The 14913-nt window shown below is 62.5% G+C and carries 11 protein-coding genes and 1 pseudogene; 7 read left to right on the top strand and 5 right to left on the bottom strand.

The annotated features are described in order from the left end of the window. Positions 1 to 17 precede the first annotated feature (17 nt). From paaE to A6U87_RS19285, 4 genes are read left to right on the top strand one after another with little or no spacing between them, the layout of a single operon-like run. Complete coding sequence (gene paaE / locus A6U87_RS19300; protein WP_065692891.1) at positions 18 to 1094, top strand: 1,2-phenylacetyl-CoA epoxidase subunit PaaE; 1077 nt, start codon at positions 18 to 20, stop codon at positions 1092 to 1094. A 27-nt stretch (positions 1095 to 1121) separates the two neighbouring features. After that, positions 1122 to 1877, top strand: coding sequence for a Phenylacetic acid catabolic protein (locus A6U87_RS19295; protein WP_065692890.1), 756 nt, complete (start codon positions 1122 to 1124; stop codon positions 1875 to 1877). Positions 1878 to 1894: 17 nt separating this feature from the next. After that, entirely contained in the window at positions 1895 to 3952 is a 2058-nt protein-coding gene (gene paaZ / locus A6U87_RS19290) for a phenylacetic acid degradation bifunctional protein PaaZ (protein ID WP_065692889.1), read from the top strand. A 4-nt stretch (positions 3953 to 3956) separates the two neighbouring features. After that, positions 3957 to 4571: a transferase hexapeptide repeat family protein gene (locus A6U87_RS19285; protein WP_065692888.1), complete on the top strand. Its 615-nt coding sequence runs from the start codon at positions 3957 to 3959 to the stop codon at positions 4569 to 4571. 6 nt (positions 4572 to 4577) lie between these two features. On the opposite strand, the gene A6U87_RS19280 is transcribed toward A6U87_RS19285, so the two are convergent. The 4 genes and pseudogenes from A6U87_RS19280 to paaG all read right to left on the bottom strand — a co-directional run bounded on the left by A6U87_RS19280 (position 4578) and on the right by paaG (position 7861). Beyond that, positions 4578 to 5174 carry a TetR/AcrR family transcriptional regulator gene (locus A6U87_RS19280; RefSeq protein WP_065693002.1) on the bottom strand — a complete coding sequence of 199 codons (597 nt, stop codon included), beginning with the start codon at positions 5172 to 5174 and terminating at the stop codon, positions 4578 to 4580. Positions 5175 to 5282: 108 nt separating this feature from the next. Continuing rightward, a pseudogene (gene paaK / locus A6U87_RS19275) lies at positions 5283 to 6592 on the bottom strand (phenylacetate--CoA ligase PaaK). 31 nt (positions 6593 to 6623) lie between these two features. Continuing rightward, on the bottom strand, positions 6624 to 7070 hold the full coding sequence (gene paaI, locus A6U87_RS19270) for a hydroxyphenylacetyl-CoA thioesterase PaaI (RefSeq protein ID WP_065692887.1): 447 nt from the start codon (positions 7068 to 7070) through the stop codon (positions 6624 to 6626). Next, a complete protein-coding gene (paaG, locus tag A6U87_RS19265) occupies positions 7067 to 7861 on the bottom strand; it encodes a 2-(1,2-epoxy-1,2-dihydrophenyl)acetyl-CoA isomerase PaaG (RefSeq protein WP_065692886.1) in 795 nt (264 codons plus the stop codon). The genes paaI and paaG overlap by 4 nt, the downstream gene beginning before the upstream one ends. Before the next feature lie 105 nt (positions 7862 to 7966). On the opposite strand from paaG, the gene paaN reads away from it, so the two are divergent. From paaN to A6U87_RS19250, 3 genes are all read left to right on the top strand, one after another. Continuing rightward, positions 7967 to 9628: a phenylacetic acid degradation protein PaaN gene (paaN, locus tag A6U87_RS19260; protein ID WP_065692885.1), complete on the top strand. Its 1662-nt coding sequence runs from the start codon at positions 7967 to 7969 to the stop codon at positions 9626 to 9628. Between the two features lie 55 nt (positions 9629 to 9683). Next, complete coding sequence (locus tag A6U87_RS19255) at positions 9684 to 11741, top strand: 3-hydroxyacyl-CoA dehydrogenase NAD-binding domain-containing protein (protein WP_065692884.1); 2058 nt, start codon at positions 9684 to 9686, stop codon at positions 11739 to 11741. A 185-nt stretch (positions 11742 to 11926) separates the two neighbouring features. Next, positions 11927 to 13321 carry a glycosyltransferase family 4 protein gene (locus A6U87_RS19250; RefSeq protein ID WP_065692883.1) on the top strand — a complete coding sequence of 465 codons (1395 nt, stop codon included), beginning with the start codon at positions 11927 to 11929 and terminating at the stop codon, positions 13319 to 13321. Here A6U87_RS19250 and A6U87_RS19245 read toward each other — a convergent pair. Then, positions 13283 to 14803 (bottom strand): O-antigen ligase, encoded by a 1521-nt coding sequence (locus A6U87_RS19245; protein ID WP_065692882.1) that lies wholly within the window; start codon positions 14801 to 14803, stop codon positions 13283 to 13285. The genes A6U87_RS19250 and A6U87_RS19245 overlap by 39 nt on opposite strands. Positions 14804 to 14913: the final 110 nt, after the last annotated feature.

The raw sequence follows: 14913 nt of genomic DNA, 5'->3' as shown, positions 1-14913 counted from the left end.
CTAGTGAGGTTCGCAATATGGCACGTTTCCATTCCCTTCAGGTCACCGACGTCAGGCGCGAAACGCGCGATGCCGTGGTCGTCACGCTTGCCCCGCAAGACGAAGACCGCAACGCGTTCGATTTCACGCAGGGCCAGTACCTGACCTTCCGCCGCAAGTTCGATGGCGAGGAATTGCGCCGCTCCTATTCGATCTGCGCCGGGCGGGATGAAGGTGTGCTGCGCGTCGGGATCAAGCGCGTCGATGGCGGCTGCTTCTCGACCTGGGCCAACGAGGAACTGAAAATCGGCGACATGCTGGAAGCGATGCCGCCGATGGGCGCGTTCTTCACGGCGATCGAACCCGAGGTCTCGAAGACCTATCTCGGCTTTGCGGCCGGCAGTGGGATTACGCCGGTGCTGTCGATCATCAAGACGACCCTTGCCCGCGAACCGCATGCCCGCTTCACGCTGGTCTATGCCAACCGTCAGATCAGCTCGATCATGTTCCGCGACGAGCTGGACGACCTGAAGAACACCTATCTCGGTCGCCTGTCGATCTTGCACATACTGGAAAGCGAAGCGCAGGACATCGACCTGTTTACCGGTCGCATCGACGCCGAAAAATGCACAAGCCTGTTCCGGCACTGGATCGATCTGAAGTCGGTCGATACCGCCTTCATCTGCGGCCCGGAGCCGCTGATGCTGACGATCGCTGCAGCGCTTCGCGATCACGGCATGGCGGAAGAGCGGATCAAGTTCGAGCTTTTTGCCTCCTCGCAGCCCGGGCGCGCGCGCCGCAAGGCCGAGAGCGCTGTTGCTGCGGACAAGGCCGCCGCCTGTGAGGCGACCGTTACGCTCGATGGCGCAACCCGCATCTTCAAGATGCCGAAGCACGGCCAGAGCCTGCTCGAAGCCGCGCTCGAAAACAACATCGACGCGCCCTATGCCTGCAAGGCGGGCGTCTGCTCCACCTGTCGCGCCAAGGTTATCGAAGGCGAGACCGAGATGGAGGTCAACCATGCGCTGGAGGACTACGAGGTCCGCCAGGGCTACGTGCTCACCTGCCAGTGCTATCCGCTGAGCGACCGGGTTGTCGTTAGCTACGACCAGTAGCCGACAAGGACGGAGGGAGGAACAGCGATGACCGATACGATGCCGATCGAAGAATATCTCCTCAAGGGGGGCCTGCTGACGTCGCCCGCCAACGCCTCGCCGCGCTATCGCGGCGAGCTGCTGCGGCTGATGGCAAGCTTTGTAGACAGCGAGCTTGCGGGTGCCGCGGGCTTTGCCGATACGATCAACGATGCGCCCGGTATCAAGGAGCGCATCGCCTCCGCCCGCATCGTGCTCGAGAAGACCGATCACGCCGGCCGGGTTCTGGAGATCATGGGCACCTTCGGAGCCGATACCGACCGCTATGCCGTCCACCATCCCTGGGACGCACGAATCGCCCGCGAAGCCGATATCGGCGCGGTACGGCAAGGCGCCGACATGCGCCTGTCCGTGTTCCACTACCCGCTTCAAGGTTGGGTGGATGCCGTGGTCATGAATGTTCTCATGGGCATGGCCGGTGCCATCCAGCTGCGGGAGCTGACGCACGTCTCCTATCAGCCGCTGGCCGAGGTGTTTCGAGGCATCCTGCCGCGCGAGACCCACCATACCGAACTCGGCATCGAAGGCCTCAAGGCCATCGCGCAGACCGAAGCCGGCCCCCGCGCGGCACAGGATGCAATCGACTACTGGAAGCCGCGCGTCGCTGCGAGCTTCGGCCTCTCGGGGTCGACGCGCTATGACACGCTGGCGCGCTTCGGCCTTCGCCACACACCCAATGAAGCGCTGCTCTCCGAATGGCGGGCCGCGACCGACAAGCAGCTCGCTGCGTTGAACCTGAACTGATCAGGAAGGAAATGACGATGAACATTGTGGCAAACGGAGCGCGCCGGCTCGAAAGCTATGTCTACGGAAGCTGGCATCCCGGCAAGAAGGATGGCGTGACGCTTCTCGATGCCTCCACCGGCAGCCCGGTCGCCATGATTGATTCAAGCGGCATCGATTTTGCCGGCGCGCTTGCCTATGGCCGTGAAAAGGCCGGCCCGGCGCTGCGGCGGATGTCCTTCCACGAACGCGCCGCCATGTTGAAGGCGCTCGGCCAGGCGCTGATGGACAAGAAGGAAGAGTTCTACGCGCTCTCGTCTGCAACAGGCGCGACGAAGGCCGACAGCTGGGTCGATATCGATGGCGGCATCGGCACGCTCCTCTCCTATGCCTCGAAGGGCCGGCGCGAACTGCCGAACACCCGCGTCCTTGTTGACGGCGATGTCGAAACCCTGTCGCGTGACGGAACGTTTTCGGCGCGCCATATCCTCACGCCGCTGCAGGGCGTGGCCGTTCACATCAACGCATTTAACTTCCCGGTCTGGGGCATGCTCGAAAAGCTTGCCCCGACGCTGCTTGCCGGCATGCCGGCGATCGTCAAGCCGGCCAGCCAGACGGCTTATCTGACCGAACTCGTCGTGCGCCGCATGGTCGAAACCGGGCTCCTGCCGGAGGGCGCGGTGCAGCTTATCTGCGGGTCCGTCGGCGACCTGCTCGACCACGTCGACGGCCAGGACGTCGTCACCTTCACCGGGTCGGCCTGGACCGGCCGCAAGCTGAAGACGCATCCCGCCATCATCGCGAACTCCGTTCGTTTCACCATGGAGGCCGACAGCCTCAATGCCTCGGTGCTTGGCCTCGACGCGGCACCCGGGACCGAGGAATTCGACCTCTTCGTCAAGGAAGTGGCGCGTGAAATGACGACGAAGGCCGGGCAGAAGTGCACGGCGATCCGCCGTGTCATCGCGCCGCGCGCCTATTGCGACGCGCTCGTCTCTGCGCTCGGCCATCACCTCGGAAAGACCACCCTCGGCAATCCGGCCGATGAAGGGGTTCGCATGGGTCCGCTTGCAAGCCTCGACCAGCGCGAGGAAGTCCGTGCCCGTATCCGCGAACTCGCAGCCGATGCCAAGATCGTCGCCGGCGATCCCGACAATCCGCGTGTCGTCTCCGGCGATGCGCAGGCAGGGGCTTTCCTCAATCCTGTCCTGCTTTATTGCGACAAGCCGTGGGAAGCCAGGGCGATCCATGACGTCGAGGCCTTCGGTCCTGTCAGCACCGTCATGCCGTACGATAGTGCCGAAGAGGCGGTCGATCTTGCCCGTCGCGGCAAGGGTAGCCTTGTCTCCTCGGTCTTTACCAACGACCCGGCCTTTGCCGAAGAGGTGGTGCTCGGCATGGCGCCGTTCCACGGCCGCGTCCTGATCGGCAACCGCACCAGCGCCAAGACCTCCACCGGCCACGGCTCGCCCCTGCCCGGTCTCGTGCACGGCGGCCCGGGTCGTGCCGGCGGCGGCGAGGAACTTGGCGGCCTGCGCGGCGTCAAGCATTACATGCAGCGCACCGCGGTGCAGGGATCGCCGACCCTTCTGTCAGCCGTGACCGGTCGCTGGGTCGCGGACGCCGACGTGCGCCGGGACGGCGAGCATCCGTTCCGCAAGTCGCTGGCGGAGCTTCGGATCGGCGACCAACTCGTCACCGCTACGCGCACGGTCACACTTGATGATATCGAACACTTCGCCAACTTCACCGGCGACACCTTCTACGCCCACATGGACGAGGAAGCAGCCAAGGCCAATCCCTTCTTCGACGGGCGCGTTGCGCATGGCTATCTGATCGTTTCGTTTGCAGCGGGGCTGTTCGTCGATCCGGCACCGGGCCCGGTGCTTGCCAACTACGGCGTCGACAATCTGCGCTTCCTGACGCCGGTCAACCCGGGCGATACGCTTCAGGTGCATCTCACCTGCAAGGAAATCAACCCCCGTATCGGCGCCGAGCATGGCGAGGTCCGCTGGGATTGCCGTGTCACCAACCAGAACGCCGCGACCGTTGCCCAGTACGACGTCCTCACCATGGTCGCCAAAACCCGGAGTTAGAACGATGGCGCAGGTCTATTCCTATGACGGCATCGTGCCGGTCATCGACAAGGCGGCCTTTGTTCATCCGGACGCCGTGGTGATCGGTGACGTGATCGTGGGTCCCGGCTGCTATGTCGGGCCGTGTGCAGTGCTCCGCGGCGACTTCGGCCGCATCGTCATGGAGCGCGGGTCGAACGTGCAGGAAACCTGCGTCGTCCACAGCTTCCCGAATGTCGAAGTGGTGATTGGCCAGGACGGCCATATCGGCCACGGCGCCGTGCTGCACGGTTGCCGTATCGGCCGCAACGCCATGGTCGGCATGAACGCGGTTATCATGGATGAGGCGGTCATCGGCGAGAACTCGATCGTAGCCGCCATGGCGTTCGTCAAGGCGGGTGCCGAGATCCCGCCCAATAGCCTCGCCGTTGGGTCGCCGGCCCGCGTCATTCGCGAACTCAGCGAAAAGGAAATCGCCTGGAAACGTCAGGGAACCGGCGTCTACCAGCGACTGGCGCTCGAAGCGAAAGACAAGCTGCAGGCAGTCGAACCGCTGACCGAGCAGGAAGCAGACCGCCGGCGCATCGTCGCACCGGAATATGATCCACTGATCCTTGAGCGGCTGAAGTTTGACGAATGAGGCCGTTCAGCGAACGGCCTTGACGCCCTCGAGGATCAAAGTCGTTGCAATATCCGCATATTCGTCGCGGCTGATCGGACCGCCGGGGCGGAACCACATGTAGACCCAGTTCATCATGCCGAAGAGCGACATGGTCACCGGCGTCAAGAGCGGCCGGTCCTTGTTGAGGTCTGGGTTGATGTCATTGATCGTGTTGGAGAACCGCTTGACGATCCGCCGTTCGATCGCCCTGAGCTCATCGAGCTGTTCAGGCGACAGGGCGCTCGTGCCGTTGAGCTGGACCTGGTGCTCGTTGTCGGCTCCACGGTAGTTTTCAAGAACCTGCCGCACCAGAAGGCGAAGTCTTTCTTCCGGCTTCAGATCGGGACGATCGGCCGCGGCGACGCCTGCCTCCAGCTCTTCGAGATGGTTACGGATGATATCGAAGATAAGGGCGTCCTTGCCCGGATAGTAGTGGTAGAGCAGTGCCTTAGACACATTGCTGCGCGAGGCGATGTGCGCCATCGACGCCTTTTCCATCCCCATTTCAGCGAAGACGGCAGCTGCGCTACTCAAGATGCTGCGTTGCTTTTCTTCAAAATCGATCGCGCGTGTTCTTGCCATACTGATCCTGCGTTCCTGTTCGTCCTCCGCGCCCCCCACTCCGAAAACCTCTTGCGAGGCTTCCGTGTCCGCTTCCCGCCGCGACGCCGCTGCGGGAAGCGACATCAGTCATTCCTTCGGTCGGTTGTCCACAACCCGCTTAGCCTTGCCTTCGGATCGGGCAATGCCGCCCGGGTCGCGAATCTCGATCTTCGTGGTAACACCAACGATGCTTTTGATGTAGTGGGCAAGAGCCTTGGCCGACGATGCACGGGCATTTTCGTCCGCGGCATCAGCGGTGCACTCGACATGCACAGTCATCGCATCCATCCGACCGCTGCGGCTGAGCTCGATCTGGAAGTGCGGTGCCAAGCCCTGACACTTGAGGATCTGCTCCTCGATCTGGGTCGGGAAGACGTTGACGCCACGCAAGATCATCATGTCGTCCGATCGGCCGGTAATCTTCTCGATGCGGCGCATCGAGCGCGCCGTGCCTGGCAGAAGCCTGGTCAGGTCGCGCGTGCGGTAGCGAATGATCGGCAGACCTTCCTTGGTCAATGTCGTGAAGACAAGCTCGCCCATTTCACCATCGGGCAGAACCTCGCCAGTAACAGGATCGATCACTTCAGGATAAAAATGATCCTCCCAGATGTGCAGGCCATCCTTGGTCTCGACACACTCGCTGGCAACCCCCGGCCCCATGACTTCCGAAAGGCCGTAGATATCGACCGCATGCATGTCGAAGGACTGCTCGATTTCCTGGCGCATCGCATTGGTCCAGGGTTCGGCGCCGAAGATGCCGACGGCGAGCGAGCTTTCACGCGGATCTATGCCCTGGCGGCGGAATTCATCGAGGATCGACAGCATGTAGGACGGCGTCACCATGATGACGCGCGGCTTGAAATCCTGCATCAGCGTGACCTGACGCTCGGTCATGCCGCCTGACATCGGAACGACCGTACAGCCGAGACGTTCGGCACCGTAGTGCGCTCCGAGCCCGCCCGTGAAAAGGCCGTAACCGTAGGCCACATGCACCATGTCGCCACGGCGGCCGCCGGCCGCACGGATCGAGCGGGCCACCATATCCGCCCAGGTATCGATATCCTTTTGGGTATAGCCCACAACCGTCGGCTTGCCCGTCGTACCCGACGAGCCGTGAATACGGGTCAGCTTCTCCCGCGGGACGGCAAACATCCCGAACGGATAGGTATCGCGCAGGTCCTTCTTCGTTGTGAACGGAAACTTCGCGAGATCGGAGAGTGATTTCAGATCGGAGGGATGGACGCCCGCTTCGTCAAAGCGCGCCCGGTAAAAGGCCGAGTTCTGATATGCGTGATTCAGCGCCACTTCATTCGGCCAAGCTGAAGTCCCGCGATCTCATCACGCGACGCGGTCTCGATGGCCTCGAGATCGCCGGGGCGGGGTGAAAGGTCTTCCATGTCTGTCTCCTCCGAGATAAGTTCCGGCGGCTTACGCCTGATCCGGCAGATGCGTGCCCTTGACGGTGCGCGAATGGCCACGGAATTCGGCCACATGCTCCCCGTTCTGATTGATGATGTTGATGTCGTAGATGGCGCCGCGCCCGCGTCGCGAAACCTCGCGTGCGGTGGCTGTCAGCCGGTCACCGGCAAAGGCCGGAGCAATGTAGGTGATCGAACAATGCTGGGCGACCGCGCGCTGATTGTAGCTGTTGCAGGCAAAGGCAAAGGCCGAGTCCGCAAGTGTGAAGATATAGCCGCCATGGCATGTGCCGTGACCGTTGGTCATTTCGGGCTTGATGAGCATAGACACCACGGCGACGCCTGGCGCAACGCGCTCGATCGCCATGCCGAGATGACGGGAGGCATTGTCCTCGCGCCACATGGAGTCGGCACAGGCGTCGGCAAGCTCCTGCGCCGTCAGACTTGCCTGCATCATTGTCCCCTGAACTCCGGCTTGCGTTTTTCCAGAAAGGCCGTGACGCCTTCGGCATAGTCGCCGCTGCGGCCGGCCTCACGTTGCAGGTCGCGCTCTAGGTCCAGTTGCTGGTCCAACGAATTGGTGGCGGCCGCCTGCATGGCTTGCTTCGTCATGCCCAGGCCCTTCGTCGGACCCGCGGCGAGCTTTGCCGCCAGCGCTCCCGCCTCATCGAGCAATGTCGCGTCATCGACGGCTTTCCAGATCAGCCCCCAGTTCGCCGCCGTCTCGGCGTCGAGCGGCTCGGCGGTCAGCGCGAGCGCCTTGGCGCGAGCCTCACCAAGCAGGCGCGGAAGGCTCCAGGTTCCTCCGGAATCGGGTACCAGACCAATCTTTGCGAAAGCCTGGATGAACCGCGCAGACCGGGCCGCAAGCGTGATGTCGCAGGCAAAGGCAATGTTGGCGCCCGCCCCGGCTGCGACGCCGTTCACGGCGCAGACAACCGGCTTCTCAAGACTTCTGATCAGGCGCACGAGCGGATTGTAGAAGGTCTCGATCGTGTGTCCGAGATCGGGTGCGCCCCCTCCCTTGCGAGGGTCACGATCGCCAAGATCCTGCCCCGCCGAGAAACCACGACCGGCGCCTGTCAGCAGGACGGCGCGGACGGATCTGTCCTCATGGGCGCGCTCGAAACCGGCGCGCAATGCCAGGTGCATCTCTTCATTGAAGGCATTGAGTTTGTCGGGGCGGTTGAGAGTCAAACGCAATACGCCATCGGCAAGCGCCGACAGGACGGTGTCGGATTCGGGCATGATTCCTCCTGTTCCGCCATGATCCGTTCGGCGGTTCATGAAAAAATCCTTGCATAAACCGACCGGTCAGTCAATTATAAACGCAGAGCATGAGAGGAAGATATGATGGATGCTTTGTTTGACCGGCACCAACCGACACTTGCCGCAGCCCTGAAGGCGGCGCAGGATCGCGGCTATTGGTCGGCTTATCCGGAAGTTCCAAGCGGCAAGATCTACGGCGAAACCGCCAAGGACGACGGCCTGGCATCCTATCGCGCTCATCTGGGAAAGGCTTTTGCCTTGCCAGGGCACCCGGCAACAACGGCCGTTGGCGCCGAAGTATCGCCCTTCGGGGCCGCGCTTGACATCACCTATCCCGCAGCGGACGCCAAGACACTGATCGCGGCTTCGCAGGCGGCTGCGCCCGCATGGACGGCGGCAACGCCTGAGGTGCGTGTCGGCATCTGCCTTGAAATTCTTGCGCGCCTCAATCGCATCAGCTTTGAGATGGCGAACGCCGTCATGCACACGACCGGCCAGGCTTTTGCCATGGCGTTTCAGGCCGGTGGCCCGCACGCCCAGGATCGCGGCTTGGAAGCTGTCGCCTACGCCTGGGCGGAGATGACCCGCACACCGGCACAAGCGACCTGGACCAAGCCACAGGGCAAGGCAGATCCGATCGTTCTCGAAAAGCATTGGCGGATCGTGCCGCGCGGTGTGTCGCTGGTGATCGGCTGCCAGACATTCCCGACCTGGAACAGCTATCCCGGCCTGTTCGCCAGCCTTGCGACCGGCAATACCGTCATTGTCAAACCGCATCCGGGCGCGATCCTGCCGCTTGCGATCACCGTGTCCATCGCCCGAAAAGTTCTGGCGGAACAGGGCTTGCCCGCTGATGCCGTGCTTCTCGCCGCCGACGCGCCCGGCGCTGAAATCACGCGCGATCTCGTCAGCGACAGGGCCGTAGAAATCATCGACTACACCGGTTCGAACAGCTTCGGTGACTGGGTTCGAAAGCACGCTGGCGACGCCCAGGTCTACACCGAGGAAGCCGGCGTCAACTCGATCGTGATCGCCGCCACCGACGATTTTGCCGGCATGTGCGCCAACATCGCCTTCTCCCTGTCGCTTTACAGCGGGCAGATGTGCACCGCTCCGCAAAACATTTATGTCCCTCGCGGCGGCATCGAGACCAATGAGGGACACAAGAGCTTCGAAGCGGTCGCACAGGCCATCGCGGCCGCAGTGGACGCATTGCTTGCCGATCCCACGAGAGCTGCCGGCGTCTGCGGAGCCATTGCGAACCCTCTCACAGCCGATCGGGTCAAGGTCGCACGCCGCCTCGGCCGCATCGTCCGCGATTCAGCCGAAATCGAAGGCCTGCCTGAAGCCCGCACCGCGACCCCTCTGATACTGGCGGTGGACGGCGACCACACGGATGCGCACGAAGAGGAGCGGTTCGGCCCGATAACCTTCGTCGTGGCTGTTTCCGACGGCGCAGACGCTGTTGCCCGCGCAGCTGATCTCGCCCGCAGGAAGGGCGCAATCACGGCGGCATACTACGGCGCTGAGGAAGCGGGCATCCTTTCGGCCGCCGATTCATTTGCGGCAGCGGGCGTGAACCTGTCCGTCAATCTGACCGGCGGAATCTTCGTCAACCAGAGCGCGGCCTTCAGCGACTTTCATGTCACAGGCGCCAACCCTGCCGGCAATGCAAGCCTGACCGACACGGCCTTTGTCGCCAACCGTTTCCGCACCGTCATGTGGCGCCGGCCGAAATCGGCATAGAGCCTGCCTCTTTGACCTGAACAGCATTCGCGAAGCTAATAATGGGGTTTCAACCATGACCGTCACCATCACGCATAATGGCGAGATCGCCGTTGTTACCGTGGACAATCCCCCCGTGAATGCCCTCTCGCAGGACCTGCGCCAAAGCCTGTGGGACGCTGCCGAAACGCTGGACAACGACCCGTCGGTGCGTGCCGTGGTTCTCATCTGCGCCGGACGAACATTCATTGCCGGAGCCGACGTCAACGAGTTCGGCAAGCCACCGATGCCGCCGCACCTGCCGGATCTCGTCAAGCGCATCGAACGCGCCACCAAGCCCTGGATCGCGGCAATCCATGGCAGCGCATTGGGCGGCGGGTTCGAGATCGCGCTCGGCTGCCGTTTCCGCGTCGCGGTCGCCTCCGCGAGCGTCGGGTTGCCGGAGGTTCGCCTCGGCATCGTGCCGGGCGCCGGCGGAACCGTCCGCCTGCCCCGACTGGTCGGGCCGGCGCTGGCCGCTGACATGGTCACGACAGGCACGCCGGTCGCCGCACCAAAAGCACGGTCCCAAGGGCTGATCGATGCCATCGTCGATGGCGATCTCGAAAAAGGCGCGATCGACTTTGCTCTTGCTGCACTCGCTCACTCCTTGCCGCTTGCGCTTAGCGACCGCGCGGTACCGGCTGTCGATACCGCCTTCTGGGACAAGACTGCCAAATCCGTCGCCACACGTGCGAAACGCGAAGAGGCGCCCTTGCGCGCGCTTGCCTGCGTGAAGAGTGCAGCGGAAGCAGATTTTGAAACAGCCCTTGCGTTCGAGAGAGAAACCTTCCTCCAACTGCGGGGTTCGGATCAGGCGGCGGCGTTGCGACACGTGTTCTTCGCCGAGCGCGCAGCACCGCGCCCGCCTGAACTCTCCGGCGCCTCGCCGCGCCCGATCCGGTCGGTGGCCGTCATCGGTGGTGGCACGATGGGCGCCGGCATCGCAGCATCGCTAAGGGATGCCGGCCTGCCCGTGACCCTGGTGGAGCGCGATCAGGCAGCCGTCGAGCGCGGACTTGCCAACCTGCAGGCAATTTTCGATGGCGCCGTGAAGCGCGGCCGGATAGACCCCGAAACCGCCGTGGCACGGATGGCCGGGATCGCAGGCACGACGGACTATGCAAGACTTGCCGATACCGATCTGGTCATCGAGGCCGTCTTCGAGGATCTGGATGTCAAGCGGGCCGTGTTTACCCAGCTGGCGGCGATCTGTCGGCCCGATGCGGTCCTTGCCACCAACACGTCCTATCTCGATCCAGATCATATCGCCGCCTTCATGACTGGGCGCGAGCGCTTTATCGGGCTGCATTTCTTCAGCCCGGCAAACATCATGAAGCTGTTGGAAATCGTGCCAGCAGCCTCAACGGCTCCCGACGTGCTGGCAACCGGTTTCGCCCTTGCCCGCATGCTCGGCAAGATCCCGGTGCGCGCCGGCATCTGCGATGGCTTCATCGGCAACAGGATCCTGAAGGTGACGCGCGCGCAGGCCGAGCGCCTGCTTTTGTCGGGCGCAACGCCACAGGCCGTGGATGCCGCCATGCGCGCTTTCGGCCTACCGATGGGTCCCTTCGAGGCACAGGACCTCGGCGGCCTCGACATTGCAGCCTTCCAGCGGAAGGCCGCGCGGGCCCGTGGGGAAACCCCGTTTGCGCCCATCGCGGATCGGCTGTGCGAAGAAGGGCGCTTCGGCCAGAAAAGCGGCGGCGGCTGGTACGATTACGCCAAGGGCGACCGCACCCCACTGCCGTCCGCGACTGTTACACGCCTCATCGCCGCGGCAGCGGATGGAACGCTTCAACGCGACTGGGACGAAGCGGGCATTGTCGATTGCATCGTCCTGCCAATGGTCAACGAGGCAGCGAAGATCCTTGAGGATCGCACCGCATTGCGGGCATCCGACATCGACTTGGTGAAAATCCATGGCTATGGCTTCCCGCGCTGGCGCGGCGGGCCGATGCATTATGCGCAAGCGCGCGGTCTGTGCGAGGTCGTCGCTACTCTGGACAGGCTGGCCGAAGACGGCTTGGCAGAGCATCCTTGCGACCTCTTGCGGCAAAGCGCAACCAGCGGCACCTTCGAGGTGCCTCGCTAATACCTCTTACAATCTGGCAGCGACGACTGCGGGGCGGCCACGGCCGGTCCGCATCGTCGAAAGACGTACTTGAGATTGTGCAGGCACCAGCGATAATCGAATAAGCGAAACGAGCGGCTACCGAGCCGTTGATCCTTGCGCGCGTAACGGTGTTTTGAGGGCTTGCCCTCGCAGAGTGGTCCCTGATGAGTTCCTTGATCGAAGATCCGACGAGCCCGGCGCCCCTTAAGTCTCCTCTTCGCCCATTGTTGATCGCCGAAGCCGCAAACCCGGAATGGGCCAGTGTCCCACTGGTCGGATGGAACTTCGCGCATGCGATCCTCAAGAAGACCAATGGGCTGATAGCCACCCACATCAGAAACCGCGACGCCATCCTGCGGGCGGGGCTGGTGGAAGGACAGGATTTCGTTGCGATCGACAACGAAAAGGTCGCACGCGCCGCGTTCTTGATGGGCGAATACCTGCGCGGTGGTTCCAACAAGGGGTGGACGGTCGTCACGGCCATATCCGCATTCTCCTATTACAGCTTCGAGAAGGAAGTCTGGCGGCAGCTCGGCCATCGCCTTGCCGCGGGAGAATTCGACCTCGTCCACCGCATCACGCCCCTTAGTCCGACCATTCCGAGCGGCATCACGGGACGGCTGAAGAAACACGGCGTCCCCTTCGTGCTCGGCCCCCTCAACGGCGGCGTGCCGTGGCCGGCCGGCTTCGGAGATGTTCGAAACCGCGAGCGGGAATGGCTGTCGGCGATCCGACGGCTCCACCGGCTGATGCCGGGCTACCGGGCAACAAGGACGAATGCCTCTGCGATCATCGCAGGCTCGCGGTATACGCTGAGTGAATTGCCGGGAAGCTGCGCACAGCGCAGTTTCTTCATTCCGGAAAACGCTGCCGACCCGACACGCTTCCCCTTCCGCAAGCGCGAACTGACAGGCGACACGCTTCGCATTGCCTTTGTCGGACGGCTGGTTCCCTACAAGGGGCCGGACATGCTGCTTGACGCGGTCGCCGCCTACAAGGGAGAGCGCCGGCTGGAGATCGTCATCGTTGGCGACGGACCCCTGCGCCAGGAACTGGAAGACAAGGTGCGCCGTTACGGGCTGGAGGACCAGGTGCGTTTCCTCGGTTGGATACCGAACGAGACACTGGCCGACGCCTTGCGCGATTGCCATGTCATGGCACTCCCCAGCATCCGCGAATTCGGCGGTGGCGTCGTCCTGGAAGCCATGTCGCTCGGGCTTGTGCCTGTTGTCGCCAACTACGGGGGACCGCCCGAACTGATCGATGCCGGCAGCGGCATTGCCATCGACTTTTCCGATCGCGAAAGCCTCATTGCCGGTCTGCGTGAGACGCTGGAACGGATTGCAGCAAACCCATCCCTGATCGCGGAGCTCAGTGCCGGAGCCAGCCGACGGGTACGCGAACTCTTTACCTGGCAGGCCAAGGCCGATCAGGCGCTTGCCATCTATCGATGGGTACTGGGTCAGGGATCCAAGCCGAATCCGCTTGAAGCCGATAAGCCGATTGCCGGCAGCCCCGTTTTAGGCGCCGGCTCTCAATACGCGCATCTGGGGCTTTGAAACGATCGGCTCGGCAGTCTCTTGACGGGTACTGCCGAGCCCCATGCGCATCAACGCAACGCCCATGGCTGCAAACGTCCAGTAGATGTAGGGGACGAAGGTGACGCTGCTCGTCGTGGCAATTGTGAACATGATGGACAAAAGCACGCCGAGAATGCCGACGTAATTGACATGCTTCGGCGCTTTCCGCATCGCAAGGATCGCAAGCTGAGCGGCGTTCAGGATAAAGAACGCAGCAAAGAAGATCAGCGTCACCACCCCAAACTCGAGCGTGATCTGCAAGTAGGAGTTCACGATGTCGATAAGGCCCTGCCCCTGCATCATCTTCTGTAGCTCGGGCGCCTTGAGAAAGGTCGGCGAACCGAACCAGGGATGTTGCCGAATGACCAGCAATGCAGCGTCAAAGAGGTCGGACCGATAGGTTTCGCTCGCCTTGTCGGCCCTGCCCACAAAGGGAAGAAGATTGATGAAGCGGTAGATGAAAGACGCCGAAATAAGCGCCAATCCGGCGCCCACGGGAACGGCGGCCGCAACGAACTTCGAGGCCGCCTTGAGATTTGTCGATAGTATCACCGCCACACAGATAGCCAGACCAAGCCACGGCCCGCGAGAGACACTCGCAAACAGGCCCGCGAGCAGCACTGCCGTCGCGGCGTAGTGCCAAAGGCCGAAACGTTCCTTGGTCTTGAGCGCGAAAAGGCATCCCGCGCCAACCATGCACATGAAACCGAACGAAATCGATATCATCGATGTCGCGCTGGCACGCAGCATGCCGTCCCGGAAAAGATAGCCCGAACCGGTTGCACTGTCCCACCGGGCCGCTACCCCCGGATAGACCGGCCAGCCTTTCAGGAACTCAAACGTACCGATTGCGGCGATCGGTAGTGCAGCAACGGCAAAGGCCAGAAGCGTGCGGTTGACGTCCGAGGCGGTTCGCAGGGCGCGGCTAAAGACAAAATACGGTACGACCACACCAAGGAACTGCGCCATGCACGCCCTCAAGACGGAGTTCAGATCTCCCAACCGCGACGCAAGCGCACAGATCATGAGAACGTAGCCGCCAGCAAAGATATCCGCCAGGCTGACTTTTCGGTTGCCTTTGTCGCGCCAGAGGGAGACCCCGATGGGCAGGAGAATGAAGACGGCAAGCAGCCTGGGTGGATCAAGCGCCGTGATACTGGCGAAAAGGCCGGGAATTCCGAAGTTGACCGACACGCAGGGCGCCGCAAACATCAACACAATATAGAGATACAACGGCTCGCGCGCTTTCTTGAAGCCGTACACACAGACCAGGAGAAGCAAACCCGAAAACACCAGGAAGCTGTTGGACAGAAAGGAAATACAGGTGGTCGCGAGCCAGCAGTTACGCCAGACCAGAAATTCATCCTCGCCAATCACGGGAACGGCAATCCGCCTCACGATGAACACTGTCGGGCCGCTGGCGATGAGAACGTAGATAAGGGCCTTGATATAGTCGGGCATCACGCGGCCCACCCTTGGGCTTGGTAATCAGATTCCATCGTTCTACTCATCACCAATACTCTTGCCCCACCCGTTACATGACACCAAGCGTTCTGCCGCGTGGCGTCGGA

Source organism: Rhizobium sp. AC44/96 (assembly GCF_001692185.1).
In the GTDB taxonomy this organism is placed as follows: Bacteria; Pseudomonadota; Alphaproteobacteria; order Rhizobiales; family Rhizobiaceae; genus Rhizobium.
The sequence above is the reverse complement of the archived record's forward strand: the minus strand, read 5'-3'. Positions and strand labels throughout refer to the sequence as shown.

Coding starts and splice junctions, on each gene's coding strand:
- paaN (WP_065692885.1), top strand. CDS start 7,967: ATGGATGCTTTGTTTGACCGGCACCAACCGACACTTGCCGCAGCCCTG.
- paaE (WP_065692891.1), top strand. CDS start 18: ATGGCACGTTTCCATTCCCTTCAGGTCACCGACGTCAGGCGCGAAACG.
- paaZ (WP_065692889.1), top strand. CDS start 1,895: ATGAACATTGTGGCAAACGGAGCGCGCCGGCTCGAAAGCTATGTCTAC.
- A6U87_RS19245 (WP_065692882.1), bottom strand. CDS start 14,803: ATGCCCGACTATATCAAGGCCCTTATCTACGTTCTCATCGCCAGCGGC.
- A6U87_RS19295 (WP_065692890.1), top strand. CDS start 1,122: ATGACCGATACGATGCCGATCGAAGAATATCTCCTCAAGGGGGGCCTG.
- paaG (WP_065692886.1), bottom strand. CDS start 7,861: ATGCCCGAATCCGACACCGTCCTGTCGGCGCTTGCCGATGGCGTATTG.
- A6U87_RS19250 (WP_065692883.1), top strand. CDS start 11,927: ATGAGTTCCTTGATCGAAGATCCGACGAGCCCGGCGCCCCTTAAGTCT.
- A6U87_RS19285 (WP_065692888.1), top strand. CDS start 3,957: ATGGCGCAGGTCTATTCCTATGACGGCATCGTGCCGGTCATCGACAAG.
- A6U87_RS19255 (WP_065692884.1), top strand. CDS start 9,684: ATGACCGTCACCATCACGCATAATGGCGAGATCGCCGTTGTTACCGTG.
- paaI (WP_065692887.1), bottom strand. CDS start 7,070: ATGATGCAGGCAAGTCTGACGGCGCAGGAGCTTGCCGACGCCTGTGCC.
- A6U87_RS19280 (WP_065693002.1), bottom strand. CDS start 5,174: ATGGCAAGAACACGCGCGATCGATTTTGAAGAAAAGCAACGCAGCATC.